Raw genomic sequence first — 16147 nt, 5'->3', positions numbered from 1 at the left:
GATCAGCCCACAACAGCGGGCCTGGGCACGATTTTGCGCAGGCGGCAGCAAGTAAAAATTATTTAGGATTGTTTATGCAACGTAAATCTTTGGATGTCTGGGTTGGCTTGTTCGTCTTGCTGGGAGTGGCGGCATTGATGTTTCTGGCGCTCAAGGCAGGTAATATGAGCTCGCTGTCTTTCAGCAAGACGTATACCATCAGTGCCAAGTTCGACAATATTGGCGGGCTCAAGCCGCAGGCACCCGTCAAGGGTGCTGGCGTGGTGGTGGGACGCGTGGCGGAGATCCGATTTGACGACAAAACGTACCAGGCGTTGGTGAAACTCGACATCGAAGATGGTTACAAATTTCCGAAAGACAGCTCGGCCAAGATTTTGACGGCCGGTTTGCTCGGTGAGCAATATATCGGCCTGGAAGCAGGCGGCGATTTGGCGAACCTGGCAGAGGGTGACAAGATCGCCCGTACTCAATCGGCCACAGTGCTGGAAGACCTGATCAATCAGTTCATCTACAGCAAGGCAGCGGAAGGAAAGGACAGCAAATGAGCGAGTCGACCAAGCAATCCCAAGGCAGCCTTGTGCGTATCGGCCTGGCCCTGGCCATCGCCGCAGGCGTGAGCGCTTGCGCCACCGGCACCAATCCGCGCGACCCGCTCGAAGGGTATAACCGCGCCATGTTCAAGTTCAACGACACCGTTGACCAGGTGGCCCTGAAGCCGGTCGCCACGGCCTACAAGACGGTTACGCCATCGTTCGTGCAAACGGGCGTGGGCAACTTTTTCGGCAACTTGTCCGATGTGTGGAGCGCCGTTAACAACTTGCTGCAAGGCAAGGGTGAAGCGGGCTTGCAAGACGTCGTGCGCGTCAGCATGAACTCGACTTTCGGACTCCTTGGCCTGATCGACATCGCCTCGCAGGCAGGTATTCCGAAGCATAACGAAGACTTTGGCCAGACCCTGGGCTGGTATGGCATCGAGCCTGGTCCGTACGTGATGCTGCCGCTGCTGGGTCCATCGACCGTGCGCGATACGGTGGCCCTGCCGCTCGATATCACGGGCGATCCATGGCGCTACAAGGACCCTGCGGCAGTGCGCACTATCGGCACGGTGACGCGGGTGGTCGACAAGCGCGCAGCGCTGCTCGACGCGACCAACCTGATGGAAGCGGCCGCGCTGGACCGCTATGAATTCATCCGCGACGGTTTCCTGCAGGCGCGCGAAAGCAAGGTGTTCGATGGCGACACGGACCGCCGCGACCGCAAAGTGCCAAAAAACGACAGCAGCGATTATGCGCCGCAGTACGAGGCAAAGCCGCCAGCGCAGAGTGACGCGCCGGCAGAGCTCGCCGTGTTGGCACCTGCGGAGCGCGTAACATCTGGTAGCAATACCGTTGCCTCCGAGGCTGGCTCCCAGCAGTAAACTGCGGTATAGAAACACCACGGCTGCGATCAACGCCAGCCGGTGTATAGCAACACCATGAAAGGTAGAACCATGAAATTGATGAAACAACTGCTGGCGATGGCGGCCATCGCCTTCGCCACCGCCGTCCAGGCTGCCCCTGCGGCAGAAGCGCCGGACGTATTGGTCAAACGCATCAGCCAGGACGTGATCGATACCGCCAAGAACGACAAGGCGATTCAGGCTGGCGATATCAAGCGCGTCACCGAATTGGTGGAAAGCAAGATCTTGCCGTACGTGGACTTTCAGCGCATGACGGCGCTGGCTGCCGGCCGCTTCTGGCGCGACGCTACGCCGGACCAGCAAAAGCAGCTGTCCGCAGAATTTCGCACCTTGCTGATCTACACGTATTCGGGCGCCCTGTCGCAGATCAAGAACGAAACCGTGGAATTCAAGCCGATGCGCGCCGACCCGGCCGATGTGGAAGTGGAAGTGCGCTCGCAGGTCAACGTGGCGCGCGGCGAACCCGTGCCTTTGAACTACCGCGTGGCGAAAACCCCGTCCGGCTGGAAGATCTATGACATCAACGTGCTGGGCGCGTGGCTGGTGGAAACGTATAAAAGCAGCTTCGCCAGCGAGATCAGCAAGGGCGGCGTCGATGGCCTGATCAAGACCTTGCAGGCAAAAAACAAGGCCCTGGCCAGCCGTCCCGCTGTCAAAGCCAAATAATCGGCTATCATATAGTTCCTGAACCAGATCCAGACCAGCACAGCCCGACGCCATGCCCGATTCTCTCGACACCTTGCAGTCCCTGACTTCCCTGACCGTGCACAATGCCACCTCGGCATTGGAGCAGGGCCTGGACGCCATCCGCTCGGGTCAGACCAAGTTTGACTTGCGCAACGTCAAGGCTGTCGACTCGGCCGCCGTTTCCGTCATGCTGACGTGGCAGCGCGCCGCGCAGGATGCCGGCGGCGTGCTGGAACTGAAAAACCTGCCGAATAACTTGAAAAACCTCACCAAGCTGTATGGCGTGTGCTCGCTCGTGTCGAGCACGTTGAGTGCCGACAGCGCCGACGATTGCGGCAGCGCCGGCGGCAGCGCCGAACGCAGCCCGTCCGACCTGCATCATCATTGATCCTGTCCCACTCCCCGCATCAGCAGTAGCTTTCAAGCCGGCAGGACAGTAGCGCCGCCGGATTGATCTCCAAGTGTTTCACGAATTTTCCAACTATAATTGACTGTTGCGTCACCCTCGTATGAAGGGGACGCCCTGCACTGGCCTGCCGGCCTCGATCTCTCCGGCAACTGGCGCATCACACCCGACGCATTACACTTGAAACAAGCACATGACCGCAATTCAAATCACGAATGTAGAAAAGAGCTATAAATCGCTCAAGGCGCTGGGCGGCGTGTCACTGGCCATCGAGGAAGGCGAATTTTTCGGCTTGCTCGGTCCGAATGGCGCCGGCAAGACCACCCTCATCTCCATCATCGCCGGCCTGATACGCCCCGATGCGGGCAGCGTGAAGATCCACGGCCACGATGTGGTCAGCGACTTTCGCAATGCGCGCCGCAGCTTGGGCGTGGTGCCGCAGGAGTTGGTATTCGACCCGTTTTTCACCGTGCGCGAAACCTTGCGCCTGCAGTCCGGCTATTTCGGCTTGCCGAACAACGACAAGTGGATCGACGAGGTCATGGAAAACCTCGACCTGACCGGCAAGGCCGACACGAATATGCGCGCCCTGTCCGGCGGCATGAAGCGCCGCGTGCTCGTCGCTCAGGCGCTGGTGCACAAGCCGCCCGTGATCGTGCTCGATGAGCCGACCGCAGGTGTCGACGTGGAACTGCGCCAGACCCTGTGGAAGTTCATCTCGCGCCTGAACCGCGAAGGCGGCCACACGGTCGTGCTGACCACCCATTACCTGGAAGAAGCGCAAGCGATGTGCCAGCGCGTGGCCATGCTCAAGGCGGGCAAGGTGGTGGCGCTCGACACCATGTCGGCCCTGATCCGGCGCATCGCCGGTTCGCAGTTGCAGCTGCACCTCAAACATGGCGGCCTGCCGGCCGACCTGCAGCACCTGCTGCTGCACCCGCAAGAACAGCAGGCGCCGAACAAGTTCAGCCTGCGCATCAACGAATACAGCGAAGTCGAGAAAATCCTCGCCCACTTGCGCGAAGCCGGCGTCGAGATCGACGAAATGCAATTGCAACAAGCCGACCTGGAAGATATCTTCTTGCAGATCATGGATAAAGGTACCGTATGATTTCGACAGGATTTCGCACCCTCGTCTACAAAGAGACGCTGCGCTTCTGGAAAGTGGCGACGCAAACCGTGGCTGCGCCCGTACTTACCTCGATGCTGTACTTGCTGGTGTTCGGCCATGTGCTCGACGGCCGCGTGGAGCCCAGCCCTGGCGTCAGCTACACGGCCTTTTTGATCCCCGGGCTGGTGATGATGAGCGTGCTGCAAAACGCATTCGCCAATTCCTCGTCCTCGCTGATCCAATCCAAGATCACGGGCAATCTGGTGTTCGTGCTGTTGACGCCCCTGTCGCACTGGGAAATCTTCTCGGCGTATGTACTCGCTTCCGTCGCGCGCGGCCTGGCCGTGGGCTTTGGCGTGTTTGTCATTACCTGCTGGTTCGCCGACTTGTCGTTTGTCGCGCCGCTATGGATCGTCATCTTTGCGCTCCTGGGCGCCGCCATGCTGGGCACCATGGGCCTGATCGCCGGCATCTGGGCCGAAAAATTCGACCAGCTGGCCGCTTTCCAGAATTTCCTGATCATGCCGGCCACCTTTTTATCGGGCGTGTTCTATTCGATCCACTCGCTGCCGCCGTTCTGGCAGTCGGTATCGCATCTGAACCCCTTCTTTTACATGATCGACGGCTTCCGCTATGGCTTCTTCGGCGTGTCCGACGTCAGCCCCTGGCTCAGTCTTTTCATCGTCGCCGGCTTCCTCGTGATACTGGCGCTGGCATCGATCCGCCTACTGAAAAGCGGCTATCGTTTGCGTCACTAGTGACGACACTCATTGCGCCATTGATTGCGGCACATCACATCACTACATTATTCAATATCAAGGACTTATCGTGACCACCACTCCAGAACTGATCCACGGCTACCTGTCGGCCGGCCTCGAATGCACGCACCTCGAAGTGGAGGGCGACGGCCAGCACTTCCAGGCAGTGATCGTTTCGCCGGCGTTTGCTGGCAAGCGTTTGATCGCCCGTCACCAGATCGTCTATGCGGCGCTGGGCGACCGCATGCGCGAGGAAATCCACGCGCTGTCGATGAAAACCCTGACACCTGAAGAATTCCAAGGATAAGTACATGGACAAACTCCTCATCAACGGCGGCAACCGCCTGAACGGCGACATCGCCATCTCCGGCGCGAAGAACGCCGCCTTGCCGATCCTGTGCGCCGGCTTGCTGACCGCAGGCGACCTGGACCTGACGAACGTGCCGCACCTGCACGATGTCGCCACCATGTTGAAACTGCTGGGCCAGACGGGCCTGAAGGTGCAGCAGGATGGCGACCGCGTCGTTCTCAACGGCAGCGCCATCGACACCTTGGAAGCGCCGTATGAACTGGTCAAGACCATGCGCGCCTCGATCCTGGTGCTGGGCCCCATGCTGGCGCGCTTTGGCGAAGCCAAGGTCTCCTTGCCGGGCGGCTGCGCCATCGGCTCGCGCCCGGTCGACCAGCACATCAAGGGACTCGAAGCGCTGGGCGCCGAGATCCGTATCGAAGCAGGTTATATCTACGCCAAGTGCGCCAAGCTGAAAGGCGCGCGCATCGTCACCGACATGATCACCGTCACCGGCACCGAAAACCTGCTGATGGCCGCGACCCTGGCCGAAGGCGAGACCATCCTGGAAAACGCTGCCTGCGAACCGGAAGTGACCGACCTGGCGCACCTGCTGGTGGCGATGGGCGCGAAGATCGACGGCATCGGCACCAGCCGCCTGGTGATCCAGGGCGTCGACGCTTTGCACGGCGCGTCGCACGCGGTCATTGCCGACCGTATCGAGACGGGCACTTTCCTGTGCGCCGTGGCGGCCACCGGCGGCGATATCACGCTGCGCAATGTGCGCACCGACATCCTCGACGCGGCGCTCGACAAGCTGCGCGCCATGGGCCTGACGATGACCTTCGGCGCCGACTGGATCCGCGCCGAGATGTCGGCCCGTCCGAACCCCGTCAGCTTCCGCACCACGGAATATCCGGGCTTCCCGACCGACATGCAGGCGCAGTTCATGGCTGTCAACACGCTCGCCAACGGCGCCAGCCGCGTCACCGAGACGATTTTCGAGAACCGCTACATGCACGTGCAGGAAATGAACCGCCTGGGCGCTGACATCACCATCGAGGGCAATACGGCCATCATCGCCGGCGTCAAGCAGTTGCGCGGCGCGCCCGTGATGGCGACCGACCTGCGCGCCTCGGCGTCGCTGGTGATCGCCGCCTTGGCGGCCGACGGCGAAACCCTGATCGACCGCATCTATCACCTGGACCGTGGCTACGATCGCATGGAAGTCAAATTGTCTGCAGTCGGCGCCAACATCGTGCGCATCAAATAAAAATAGGAAAAGCAATGAGCATGAACGGATCGAATAACGGTGACAGCTCCCAGCTGATCCTGGCGCTCTCAAAAGGCCGTATTTTTGAGGACACCATGCCGCTGCTGGAAGCGGCCGGCATCAAGGTGCTGGAAAACCCAGAGACCTCGCGCAAGCTGATTTTGGCCACCAATGATCCGAACGTGCGCGTCATCATCGTGCGCGCCAGCGATGTGCCGACCTATGTACAGTACGGCGCGGCCGATTTCGGCGTGGCGGGCAAGGATGTCTTGCTCGAACACGGTGGCGAAGGCCTGTACCAGCCGATCGACCTGAATATCGCTTCCTGCCGCATGTCGGTGGCGGTGCAGGCTGGCTTTGACTACGAAAAGGCGGTGCAGCAGGGTGCGCGCCTGCGCGTGGCCACCAAGTTCGTGCACACGGCGCGCGAGCATTTCGCCGCCAAGGGCGTACACGTCGACCTGATCAAGCTGTATGGTTCGATGGAGCTGGCGCCTTTGGTGGGCCTGTCCGACGCCATCGTCGACCTGGTCAGCACGGGCAGTACTTTGCGTGCGAACAACCTCGTCGAGGTCGAGCACATCATGGAAATTTCGTCGCGCCTGGTGGTCAACCAGGCGGCGCTCAAGCTCAAGCGCGAGCGTTTGCAGCCTATCATCGAGGCGTTTGAACGCGCCTCGCAAACCGCTTCGCAAGCCTAGACAATCTCAGTAGCAGAAAGCCGATTATGTCCATACAGATACGCAAGCTCGATTCAAGCCAGGATGGTTTCCAACAATCGCTCGATACACTGCTGGCGTTCGAGGCAGGCACCGACGCCGCGATTGAAACGTCGGTCGCAAAAATCCTGGCCGATGTGAAAACGCGCGGCGACGCCGCCGTACTCGAATACACCAACCGTTTCGACCGTATCCCGCATGGCGGCGCGGCGGAAATGGCGGCGTTTGATATTTCGCAAGCCGAATTGCAGGCGGCCCTGAATGGCTTGCCGTCGGCGCAGCGTGAAGCGCTGCAGATCGCCGCGCAGCGCATCCGCGTCTTCCACGAACACCAGCGCGAGCAATTGCGCGGTTTTACCTACACCGAGCCCGATGGCACGCTGCTGGGCCAGAAGATCACGCCGCTGGACCGGGTCGGTATCTACGTCCCGGGCGGCAAGGCAGCGTATCCGTCGTCCGTGCTGATGAACGCCATTCCCGCCCATGTGGCGGGCGTGGGCGAAATCATCATGGTGGTGCCAACGCCTGATGGCGTGAAAAACCAGATGGTGCTGGCCGCCGCTGCAATCGCCGGCGTGACGCGCGTGATTACCATCGGCGGCGCGCAAGCGGTCGGCGCGCTGGCCTACGGCACGCAGACGATTGCCGCCGTCGACAAGATCGTCGGCCCGGGCAACGCCTATGTGGCCGCCGCCAAGCGCCGCGTGTTCGGCATCGTCGGCATCGACATGATCGCCGGACCGTCCGAAATCCTGGTGCTGTGCGACGGCACGACGGACCCGGACTGGGTCGCCATGGACCTGTTTTCGCAGGCCGAACACGACGAACTGGCGCAGGCGATCCTGCTGTGCCCCGATGCCGACTATATCGCCAAGGTCGAAGCGAGCATCGCCAAGCTGCTGCCGACGATGCCGCGCCAGGCCACCATCAGCACTTCGCTGCAGGACAGGGGCGCGCTGATCAAGGTGCGCAGCATGGAAGAAGCGTGTGAAATCGCCAATGCCATCGCGGCCGAACACCTGGAAATCTCGGCGGAAAACCCGCAGCAGTGGGCCGAGCAGATCCGCCATGCGGGTGCCATGTTCCTGGGGCGCTTTTCGTCCGAATCGCTGGGCGATTATTGCTGCGGTCCCAATCACGTGCTGCCGACCTCGCGCACCGCGCGTTTTTCGTCGCCGTTGGGGGTGTATGACTTCCAGAAGCGTTCGTCCATCATTTACGTCAGCGAAGCGGGCGCGCAAACCCTGGGCCGTGTCGCCGCCACTCTGGCGTATGGCGAAGGCTTGCAAGCCCACGCGCGCAGCGCTGAACTGCGTTTGACGCCGCAGCCATGACGCAGATGGTGGAGCGGCCGGACTGGGTCAACCGGGTCTATTGCGAAGACGCGCTGGCGGGGCTGGCGCGTATTCCCGATGCTTGCGTAGACCTGATCCTGACGGATCCGCCATACAACCTGGGCAAGGATTATGGCAACGCTTCGGACCAGCAGTCGGTGGCCGACTACCTGCGCTGGACGGAGGCGTGGATCGATGCGGCGCTGCCCAAGCTGAAAGCCAACGGCAGCCTGTACATCTTTCTCACCTGGCGTTATTCGCCAGAGATTTTTGTCATGCTGAAACAACGGATGGCGATGATGAATGAAATCATCTGGGATCGCCGCGTACCGTCCATGGGCGGCAGCGTGCGCAGCTTTTCATCGGTGCACGACACCATCGGTTTCTTCGTCAAGCGCAAGGATTATTACTTCGACCTTGACGCCGTGCGCATCGCCTACGACGCCGCTACCAAGAAAGCGCGTTCGCGCTCTATCTTCATCGGTGCGAAATGGCTCGAGGTGGGCTACAACCCGAAAGACTTGTGGAGCGTCTCGCGCCTGCACAAGGAACACCCGGAACGCGCCGACCATCCGACGCAAAAGCCGCTGGAAATTATCGAGCGCATGCTCAAGGCTTCGTGCCCTCCCGGCGGCGTGGTGCTCGACTTGTTCATGGGCAGCGGCACCACGGCGCTGGCGGCGAAGCGCTGCGGGCGCGATTTCGTCGGTTTTGAATTGAATCCCGCTTATTGCGCCATCATCGAACAGCGCTTGGCGGCACTGGCGCAGGAGCTGGCCGAACCGGCCGCGCCGCAGCCAGAGAAAAAGGCGCAGGCCAAACGCCGCGCCGCTGTACCCAAGGCGGCCAAGGCGGCCAAGGCGGCCGTGAAGAAGCCGTTGGCGGACAAGCCGCCAGCAAAGGCGAAAAAAACGCCGGCAGTAAAAAAAGCACCGGCCCGCCAGGCGCTCAGCGTCGACGCGCCGGAAGACGTCCTCATTTAGTCACCATTGAGTCTCCATTTAATTCCATCAGGAGTGTTTGCAGCATGTCTTTCCTCGATCAGTTAATCAGCAACACCGTGCGCTCCGATGTGCGGGCCGTCAAAAGCTATCAGGTAGTAGATGCCAGTGGCTACATCAAGCTCGATGCGATGGAAAACCCGTATTTGCTGCCGCAGCACTTGCGCGAGGAACTGGGCGCGCGCCTGACCGCCGTGGCACTGAACCGCTATCCGCCGTCCTACGCCAGCCTGCAGGCGGCCATCTGCGCCAAGCTGGGCGTGCCAGCCGCTTACGACGTCATGCTGGGTAACGGTTCCGATGAACTGATTTCCATCCTGGCCATGGCTTGCGCCCGGCAGGAAGCGGGCCAGCGCGCCGTGATGCTGGCACCCGTGCCGGCCTTCGTCATGTATGCGCGCTCGGCGCAGTTTGCCGGCATGGATTTCGTCGGCGTGCCCCTGCAGGCCGATTTCAGCCTGGACATGGAGGCCATGCTGGCGGCCATTGAAGAGCACCGCCCGTCGCTGGTCTTCCTCGCGTATCCGAATAACCCGACCGGCAATCTGTTTGCCAGCGTCGATATCGAACGCATCCTGGCCGCCCTGGGCGACACGGGCATCGCCGTCGTCGACGAAGCGTATGAGCCGTTCGCGCAGCACAGTTTCATGGGCCGCCTGCCCGAGTTCGAGAATCTGGTGGTGATGCGCACCGTGTCGAAACTGGGCCTGGCCGGGATTCGCCTCGGCTATATGTCGGCCGCGCCAGCCCTGCTGGCGCAGTTTGAAAAAGTGCGTCCGCCGTACAATGTCAATGTGCTGACGCAGGCAGCGGCCGAATTCGCGCTCGAGCACATCGAGGTGCTCAATGCCCAGGCGGACCTGCTCAACAGCGCGCGCGATGCACTGGCGCTGCGCCTGGCGGAATTGCCCGGCGTGACGGTCTTCCCCTCGAAGGCAAATTTTCTTTTGATTCGTGTGGCCGATTCCGACGATGTTTGCGCAAAACTGCTTGCCCGCAGAGTCTTAATTAAAAATATGAGTAAAATGCATGCTGCGCTGCTCAATTGTCTGCGTATCAGCGTTAGCACCCCGGAAGAGAATTCCCTTTTTTACGATGCCTTCAAGGCATCCCTCGTTTAGCCTATCGCCAGAGCCTCCCATGAACCGCACCGCAGAAATCACGCGCAATACCAATGAGACGCAAGTTCGCGTCGCCCTCAACCTCGATGGCACCGGCCAGCAAAAGCTCAATACGGGCGTGCCCTTCCTCGACCACATGCTGGACCAGATCGCCCGCCATGGCTTGATCGACCTCGATATCGAAGCGACCGGCGACGTGCATATCGACAACCACCACACGGTGGAAGACGTGGGCATTACCCTGGGCATGGCCGTGGCCAAGGCCATCGGCGACAAGAAGGGTATCCGCCGCTATGGCCACGCGTATGTGCCGCTGGACGAGGCGCTGTCGCGCGTGGTGCTCGATTTTTCGGGCCGTCCTGGCATCGAATATCACATCCCGTTTACGCGCGCCATGATCGCCGGCTTCGACGTCGACCTGACGCTGGAATTCTTCCGCGGCTTCGTCAATCATGCGGGCGTGACATTGCATATCGATAACTTGCGCGGCACGAATGCCCACCATCAGTGCGAAACCGTGTTCAAGGCCTTTGGTCGTGCGCTGCGCATGGCTGCCGAGCTCGACGAGCGCGCCGCTGGCATCATTCCATCGACCAAGGGCAGCCTGTAAGCGCTGGTCGATTACACTGTCAATTCTGAGATTAAATAAACACATGAATAAAATTGTGGTGGTGGATTACGGCATGGGCAACCTGCGCTCGGTGGCGCAGGCCCTGCGTGCCGTGGCGCCGGATGCCGATGTGTGCATTTCCGGCGTGCCGGCCGACATCGATAGCGCCGACCGCATCGTTTTGCCGGGCCAGGGCGCCATGCCCGACTGCATGCGCAGCCTGCGCGAATCAGGCGTGCTCGAAGCGCTGCTGCGCGCCGCCGATAGCAAGCCCGTGCTGGGCGTGTGCATAGGCGAGCAAATGTTGTTCGAGGCCAGCGAAGAGGGCGACGCCGCCGGTCTGGGCTTGTTGCCCGGCAAAGTCGTGCGTTTCCAGCTCGACGGCCAGGTGCAGCAGGACGGCTCGCGCTTCAAGGTGCCGCAAATGGGTTGGAACCAGGTGCGGCAAACGGCGTCGCATGCGATGTGGGATGGCATTGCCGACAATGCCTATTTTTACTTTGTGCACAGCTATTTTGCTCAGCCACAAGAGGCGGCGCACACGGTGGGCGAGACTGTCTACGGCGCGCCGTTCGCCTGCGCCGTCGCGCGTGATAATATTTTCGCGACACAGTTCCACCCTGAAAAAAGCGCTGCCGCTGGTTTGCAGTTGTACAAGAACTTCGTTCACTGGCAACCCTGACGTCGCGTATTGATGTATTTTTTGATGTATCTTCGTGGCCTTTCCGGCTTCGCTTCTCACTCACTCTGACACCACACTGACCATGCTGCTTATTCCCGCCATCGACCTGAAAGACGGTCACTGCGTACGCCTAAAACAAGGCGATATGGAACTTGCCACCGTATTTTCCGAAGACCCGGCCGAAATGGCCCGCCATTGGCTGATGCAAGGCGCGCGCCGGCTGCATCTGGTCGACTTGAATGGCGCCTTTGCCGGCAAGCCGAAGAACGAAGGCGCCGTGAAGGCCATCCTGAAAGCGGTGCAGGACTTCGCCGTGGAAAACGATATCGAGGAAATCCCCGTGCAACTGGGTGGCGGCATTCGCGACCTCGACACCATCGAGCGCTATCTCGACGCCGGTATCAGCTACGTCATCATCGGCACGGCGGCAGTGAAAAGCCCCGGCTTCCTGCATGACGCCTGCAGCGCCTTCCCCGGCCATATCATCGTCGGTCTCGATGCCAAAGATGGCAAAGTGGCAACGGACGGCTGGAGCAAGATGTCGGGCCACGAAGTCATCGACCTGGCGAAAAAATTTGAAGCCTATGGCGTCGAATCCATTATTTACACCGACATCGGCCGCGACGGCATGATGGGCGGCATTAATATCGAAGCCACCGTCAAGTTGGCGCAAGCGGTCAAGATTCCCGTCATCGCCTCGGGCGGCTTGCACAATATCGGCGACGTCGAAGCGCTGTGCGCGGTCCAGGCCGAAGGCATCGAAGGCGTGATCTGCGGCCGTTCCATCTATGAAGGCACGATCGACCTGGCGCAGGCGCAGGAACGCGCCGACGAACTGACCGACGCTGCCGTTTAAGCCTGCCCGGCCCTGGCATGCAGCCGCATGCGCGGGCCTGGCAACAATCTGGATACCATCATGCTTGCAAAACGTATCATTCCCTGCCTCGACGTGACCAATGGTCGCGTTGTCAAAGGCGTCAACTTCACGCAATTGCGCGATGCCGGCGACCCGGTGGAAATTGCCCGCCGTTATGACGAGCAGGGCGCCGATGAAATCACTTTCCTCGACATTACCGCGTCCAGCGACAACCGCGGTCTGATCTTCGACATCATCGAAGCGGTGGCCTCGCAAGTGTTCATTCCGCTGACCGTGGGCGGTGGCGTGCGCGTGGTGGAAGACGTGCGTCGCTTGCTCAATGCGGGCGCCGACAAGGTCAGCATCAACACCTCGGCCGTGACGAATCCCCAACTGGTGTTTGAGGCATCGCAAAAGCACGGTTCGCAATGCATCGTCGTGGCCATCGATGCCAAGCAGGTGTCGCCCGGCAAGTGGGAAGTATTTACCCATGGCGGACGCACTGCGACGGGCCTGGACGCCTTCGCATGGGCCAAAAAGATGGAAAGCCTGGGTGCTGGCGAAATCTTGCTCACCAGCATGGACCGCGATGGCACCAAGGTCGGCTTCGATCTGGGCCTGACGCGCGGCGTGTCGGACGCCGTCAACATCCCTGTCATTGCCTCGGGCGGCGTGGGCAGCTTGCAAGACCTGGCCGATGGCATCAAGGTGGGTCGCGCAGACGCCGTGCTGGCCGCCAGCATCTTTCACTATGGCCAGCACACGGTGCAGGAAGCCAAGCGTTTCATGGCGCAGCAGGGCATCCCCATGCGCCTGGCCTAAACAAAAATAGTCAGCAAGATACAGAAGCAGGATACAGAACATGCAAAACGGAAGCATCGTAGCAAGCAATGCCAAGTGGCTGAAAAAAGTCAAATGGGACGAGCACGGCCTGGTGCCGGTGATCGCGCAGGAAGCGGGCAGCAATGACGTGCTGATGTTCGCCTGGATGAACCGCGATGCATTGGCGCGCACGGTGGAGCTCGGTGAAGCGGTGTACTGGAGCCGTTCGCGCAAGAAACTTTGGCACAAGGGCGAAGAGTCGGGCCACACGCAAAAAGTGCTGGAAATTCGCCTCGATTGCGATGAAGACGTGGTCTTGCTGAAAATCGAGCAAGCTGGCGGCATCGCCTGCCATACGGGCCGCCATTCGTGTTTTTTCCAGAAATTTGAAGGCGACGAAAAAACCGGCGAATGGCATATCACCGCCCCCGTCCTGAAAGACCCTGAGACGATTTACGCGGAAACCAAGAACAAATGAGTGAAACTTTAAAGCGCCTGGCTGCCGTGATCGAATCGCGCAAGCTGGCCAACGGCGGCGACCCCGCCACTTCCTACGTCGCGCGCCTGTTTGCCAAGGGTGATGATGCCATTTTGAAAAAAATTGGCGAAGAAGCGACGGAAACGGTGATGGCCGCCAAGGATGCGCGCCGCGACAACGACCCATCGAAGGTCTTGTACGAATGCGCCGACCTGTGGTTTCACTCGCTGGTGATGCTGGCCCAGTTCGACCTGACGCCGCAGCAGGTGCTCGACGAGCTGGCGCGCCGCGAGGGCTTGTCCGGCCTCGAAGAAAAGGCGGCGCGCAAGGATGAGCTGCGCGACGCCGGCGACACCGACAAACACTGACCTACTGGAGCGTGCATGGATAACTGTATTTTTTGCAAGATTGTGGCAAAACAAATTCCTTCTTCCATCGTGTATGAAGACGAAGACTTGCTCGCCTTCAAAGACATCAATCCCGCCGCCCCCGTGCATTTGCTGCTCATTCCCAAGCACCATGTGGCCAGCCTGTCGGACTGCGACGATCGCCATACGGAAATGCTGGGCAAGCTGCTGCGCCTGGCGCCGAAGCTCGCAGCCGAGTTCGGTTGCGCCGTCAGCTATGACGTCGATGGCACGCCCGCCGGCGGCTTCAAGACCATGATCAACAGCGGTCCCGATGGCGGGCAAGAGGTGTATCACTTGCACATGCATGTGTATGGTGGTCCCCGCCCCTGGCGCGGCCAGCACTGATTTCGCCGTGCGCCGGGTTCGCGTGTATACTATCGGCATTGGTTGACGCTATTCGGGCACCGTCCCGCAAGGAGAATGTGATGGGTTCATTGAGTATTTGGCACTGGCTGATCGTTCTGGTCATTGTGATGCTGGTCTTCGGCACCAAGAAACTGGGCAATATGGGCGGTGATATCGGCAAGGCCGTCAAAGGCTTCAAGGATGGCGTCAAGGGTGGAGATGATGTCCCGGCTGCCAATACCCCTCCTGCTGCGCCATCGCAAGTGGCCGATAAAAGCACCATCGACGTCGAGACGAAAGAGAAAAGCAAGTTCTGATAGCGTGGTGGGGCGCTTGCCTCATCCGGTAACAGCTCTTGTGCGCTTATGATCGATATCGGTCTCTCTAAAATCGCCATCATCGGCGTGGTAGCGTTGATAGTCATCGGCCCTGAAAAGCTGCCGAAAGTAGCGCGCATGGCCGGTACCCTGTACGGCCGCGCGCAACGCTACCTGAACCAGGTGAAATCCGAAGTCTCGCGCGAAATTGAAATGGAAGAGCTGAAAAACCTGCAGAAGGAAGTGCAGGATGCCGCCCATTCAGTCAAGCAAAGCGTGGAGAAATCCATCCATGGCGTGGAAAACTCGATCTCCGGCAACCTGGCCGAGGTGGAAAACGCCTGGCGCGGCGATGCCAGCGCGGACGATGGGCAGCACGATCCTCACGAAGCCATGCTGCGCGCCACCAACGATGACCTGGCCCGCAAGGCGCGCGAATTTCGCCGCAAGAAGCTGGTGCGCAATTCCGCCATTCCCGGCTGGTACAAGCAGCGCCATGGCGGCAAGCTGCATGTGCAGTCGGCAGCGGCCCGCGTGGCGCGTTTCCGTCCGCGCGCCAATTCCTCCTCCTTTTACTCATGAGTAGCAAATCCCCGGTGGAAGAAACCTTTATCTCGCATCTGGTCGAGCTGCGCAACCGCCTGGTCAAGGCCTCGATCGGCATCGCCGTGGTCTGCGCCGTGCTGTTCTACTGGCCCGGTCCCGCGCAGATCTACGACTTTATCGCCGAACCGATGATCGCCTCGCTGCCGGCCGGCTCGAAAATGATCGCCACCGGCGTCATCTCACCGTTCCTGGTGCCGATGAAAGTGACCCTGGTGATCGCCTTCATCGTCGCCTTGCCCTGGGTGCTGTACCAGATGTGGGCGTTTATCGCGCCCGGCCTGTACACGCATGAAAAGCGCCTGATCGCGCCGCTCGTTATTTCTTCGTCGCTGCTGTTCATGGCCGGCGTGGCCTTTTGCTACTTCTTTGTCTTTGGCCGCGTGTTTCACTTCATCAGTGACTTTTCGCCATCCTCGATTGCCGTCACGCCCGATATCGAAAACTACCTCGACTTCGTCATGTCGATGTGCCTGGCCTTTGGCGCCACGTTCGAAGTGCCGGTGGTGGTGGTGATCCTGGTGCGCATGGGCCTGGTCAGCGTCGCGAAACTCAAGGAAGTACGCCCCTACGTCATCGTCGGCGCCTTCGTGATTGCCGCCATCGTCACACCGCCGGACGTGGTCAGTCAGTTTTCGCTGGCCATCCCGATGTGCCTATTGTTCGAGCTGGGCCTGCTGGTGGCGCCCATCTTCGTCAAGGTTACCCAGGCGCCCGAAGAAGCGTCCTAGACAGCAAGCTGACACGCGCACGATACCCAGGCAAAAGCCGCTGATCTCTTCCGGGAGCAGCGGCTTTTTCATAGACAGGGTAGCCGGTAGTTTGCGGTGATACAAACCAATGCAAAAAGGGCGCCGCAGCGCCCT

At 60.3% G+C, this 16147-nt stretch carries 22 protein-coding genes; all 22 read left to right on the top strand.

Going from position 1 to position 16147, the window contains the following annotated elements; all coding sequences use genetic code 11:
* Nucleotides 1–74: 74 nt before the first annotated feature.
* The 22 genes from mlaD to tatC all read left to right on the top strand — a co-directional run bounded on the left by mlaD (nucleotide 75) and on the right by tatC (nucleotide 16012).
* Nucleotides 75–545 carry an outer membrane lipid asymmetry maintenance protein MlaD gene (gene mlaD / locus ACQ4V8_RS11020; protein ID WP_070346035.1) on the top strand — a complete coding sequence of 157 codons (471 nt, stop codon included), beginning with the start codon at nucleotides 75–77 and terminating at the stop codon, nucleotides 543–545.
* Complete coding sequence (locus ACQ4V8_RS11015) at nucleotides 542–1417, top strand: MlaA family lipoprotein (RefSeq protein WP_010402140.1); 876 nt, start codon at nucleotides 542–544, stop codon at nucleotides 1415–1417. Before mlaD ends, ACQ4V8_RS11015 begins: the two co-directional genes overlap by 4 nt.
* Before the next feature lie 72 nt (nucleotides 1418–1489).
* Nucleotides 1490–2125 (top strand): MlaC/ttg2D family ABC transporter substrate-binding protein, encoded by a 636-nt coding sequence (locus ACQ4V8_RS11010; RefSeq protein ID WP_010402139.1) that lies wholly within the window; start codon nucleotides 1490–1492, stop codon nucleotides 2123–2125.
* Between the two features lie 52 nt (nucleotides 2126–2177).
* Nucleotides 2178–2534, top strand: coding sequence for an STAS domain-containing protein (locus ACQ4V8_RS11005; RefSeq protein WP_010402137.1), 357 nt, complete (start codon nucleotides 2178–2180; stop codon nucleotides 2532–2534).
* 211 nt (nucleotides 2535–2745) lie between these two features.
* Nucleotides 2746–3663: an ABC transporter ATP-binding protein gene (locus ACQ4V8_RS11000; RefSeq protein ID WP_436571454.1), complete on the top strand. Its 918-nt coding sequence runs from the start codon at nucleotides 2746–2748 to the stop codon at nucleotides 3661–3663.
* Nucleotides 3660–4421 carry an ABC transporter permease gene (locus ACQ4V8_RS10995; protein WP_010402135.1) on the top strand — a complete coding sequence of 254 codons (762 nt, stop codon included), beginning with the start codon at nucleotides 3660–3662 and terminating at the stop codon, nucleotides 4419–4421. Before ACQ4V8_RS11000 ends, ACQ4V8_RS10995 begins: the two co-directional genes overlap by 4 nt.
* A 70-nt stretch (nucleotides 4422–4491) precedes the next feature.
* Nucleotides 4492–4728 carry a BolA family protein gene (locus ACQ4V8_RS10990; protein ID WP_010402134.1) on the top strand — a complete coding sequence of 79 codons (237 nt, stop codon included), beginning with the start codon at nucleotides 4492–4494 and terminating at the stop codon, nucleotides 4726–4728.
* A 4-nt stretch (nucleotides 4729–4732) separates the two neighbouring features.
* Nucleotides 4733–5983: a UDP-N-acetylglucosamine 1-carboxyvinyltransferase gene (gene murA, locus ACQ4V8_RS10985; RefSeq protein WP_010402132.1), complete on the top strand. Its 1251-nt coding sequence runs from the start codon at nucleotides 4733–4735 to the stop codon at nucleotides 5981–5983.
* Between the two features lie 14 nt (nucleotides 5984–5997).
* The gene (gene hisG / locus ACQ4V8_RS10980) at nucleotides 5998–6684 is read left to right on the top strand and encodes an ATP phosphoribosyltransferase (RefSeq protein ID WP_010402130.1); all 687 of its coding nucleotides are present in this window, start codon (nucleotides 5998–6000) and stop codon (nucleotides 6682–6684) included.
* A gap of 26 nt (nucleotides 6685–6710) precedes the next feature.
* Nucleotides 6711–8036: a histidinol dehydrogenase gene (hisD, locus tag ACQ4V8_RS10975; RefSeq protein ID WP_010402128.1), complete on the top strand. Its 1326-nt coding sequence runs from the start codon at nucleotides 6711–6713 to the stop codon at nucleotides 8034–8036.
* Between the two features lie 5 nt (nucleotides 8037–8041).
* Nucleotides 8042–9019, top strand: a complete 978-nt coding sequence (locus tag ACQ4V8_RS10970) for a DNA-methyltransferase (protein ID WP_436571483.1) — start codon at nucleotides 8042–8044, stop codon at nucleotides 9017–9019.
* Between the two features lie 44 nt (nucleotides 9020–9063).
* On the top strand, nucleotides 9064–10158 hold the full coding sequence (gene hisC / locus ACQ4V8_RS10965) for a histidinol-phosphate transaminase (protein ID WP_010402125.1): 1095 nt from the start codon (nucleotides 9064–9066) through the stop codon (nucleotides 10156–10158).
* Nucleotides 10159–10177: 19 nt separating this feature from the next.
* On the top strand, nucleotides 10178–10768 hold the full coding sequence (gene hisB / locus ACQ4V8_RS10960) for an imidazoleglycerol-phosphate dehydratase HisB (RefSeq protein WP_010402123.1): 591 nt from the start codon (nucleotides 10178–10180) through the stop codon (nucleotides 10766–10768).
* A gap of 43 nt (nucleotides 10769–10811) precedes the next feature.
* On the top strand, nucleotides 10812–11450 hold the full coding sequence (gene hisH / locus ACQ4V8_RS10955; protein ID WP_010402122.1) for an imidazole glycerol phosphate synthase subunit HisH: 639 nt from the start codon (nucleotides 10812–10814) through the stop codon (nucleotides 11448–11450).
* A gap of 82 nt (nucleotides 11451–11532) precedes the next feature.
* Nucleotides 11533–12306 (top strand): 1-(5-phosphoribosyl)-5-[(5-phosphoribosylamino)methylideneamino]imidazole-4-carboxamide isomerase, encoded by a 774-nt coding sequence (gene hisA, locus ACQ4V8_RS10950; protein WP_436571453.1) that lies wholly within the window; start codon nucleotides 11533–11535, stop codon nucleotides 12304–12306.
* Nucleotides 12307–12366: 60 nt separating this feature from the next.
* Complete coding sequence (hisF, locus tag ACQ4V8_RS10945; RefSeq protein WP_010402119.1) at nucleotides 12367–13128, top strand: imidazole glycerol phosphate synthase subunit HisF; 762 nt, start codon at nucleotides 12367–12369, stop codon at nucleotides 13126–13128.
* A 40-nt stretch (nucleotides 13129–13168) separates the two neighbouring features.
* Nucleotides 13169–13606 (top strand): phosphoribosyl-AMP cyclohydrolase, encoded by a 438-nt coding sequence (gene hisI, locus ACQ4V8_RS10940; protein ID WP_010402117.1) that lies wholly within the window; start codon nucleotides 13169–13171, stop codon nucleotides 13604–13606.
* On the top strand, nucleotides 13603–13974 hold the full coding sequence (locus tag ACQ4V8_RS10935; protein ID WP_010402116.1) for a phosphoribosyl-ATP diphosphatase: 372 nt from the start codon (nucleotides 13603–13605) through the stop codon (nucleotides 13972–13974). The genes hisI and ACQ4V8_RS10935 overlap by 4 nt, the downstream gene beginning before the upstream one ends.
* 15 nt (nucleotides 13975–13989) lie before the next feature.
* A complete protein-coding gene (locus ACQ4V8_RS10930; protein ID WP_010402115.1) occupies nucleotides 13990–14361 on the top strand; it encodes a histidine triad nucleotide-binding protein in 372 nt (123 codons plus the stop codon).
* A gap of 80 nt (nucleotides 14362–14441) precedes the next feature.
* Nucleotides 14442–14678, top strand: coding sequence for a Sec-independent protein translocase subunit TatA (tatA, locus tag ACQ4V8_RS10925; protein WP_010402113.1), 237 nt, complete (start codon nucleotides 14442–14444; stop codon nucleotides 14676–14678).
* A 48-nt stretch (nucleotides 14679–14726) separates the two neighbouring features.
* Complete coding sequence (tatB, locus tag ACQ4V8_RS10920; RefSeq protein ID WP_010402112.1) at nucleotides 14727–15260, top strand: Sec-independent protein translocase protein TatB; 534 nt, start codon at nucleotides 14727–14729, stop codon at nucleotides 15258–15260.
* The gene (gene tatC / locus ACQ4V8_RS10915) at nucleotides 15257–16012 is read left to right on the top strand and encodes a twin-arginine translocase subunit TatC (RefSeq protein WP_029496740.1); all 756 of its coding nucleotides are present in this window, start codon (nucleotides 15257–15259) and stop codon (nucleotides 16010–16012) included. Before tatB ends, tatC begins: the two co-directional genes overlap by 4 nt.
* Nucleotides 16013–16147: the final 135 nt, after the last annotated feature.

The organism is Janthinobacterium paucivorans (assembly GCF_051380805.1).
Classification (GTDB): Bacteria; Pseudomonadota; Gammaproteobacteria; order Burkholderiales; family Burkholderiaceae_D; genus Janthinobacterium; species Janthinobacterium lividum_D.
Note: the sequence above shows the minus strand (reverse complement) of the source record. Positions and strands in the feature narration are given on the sequence as shown.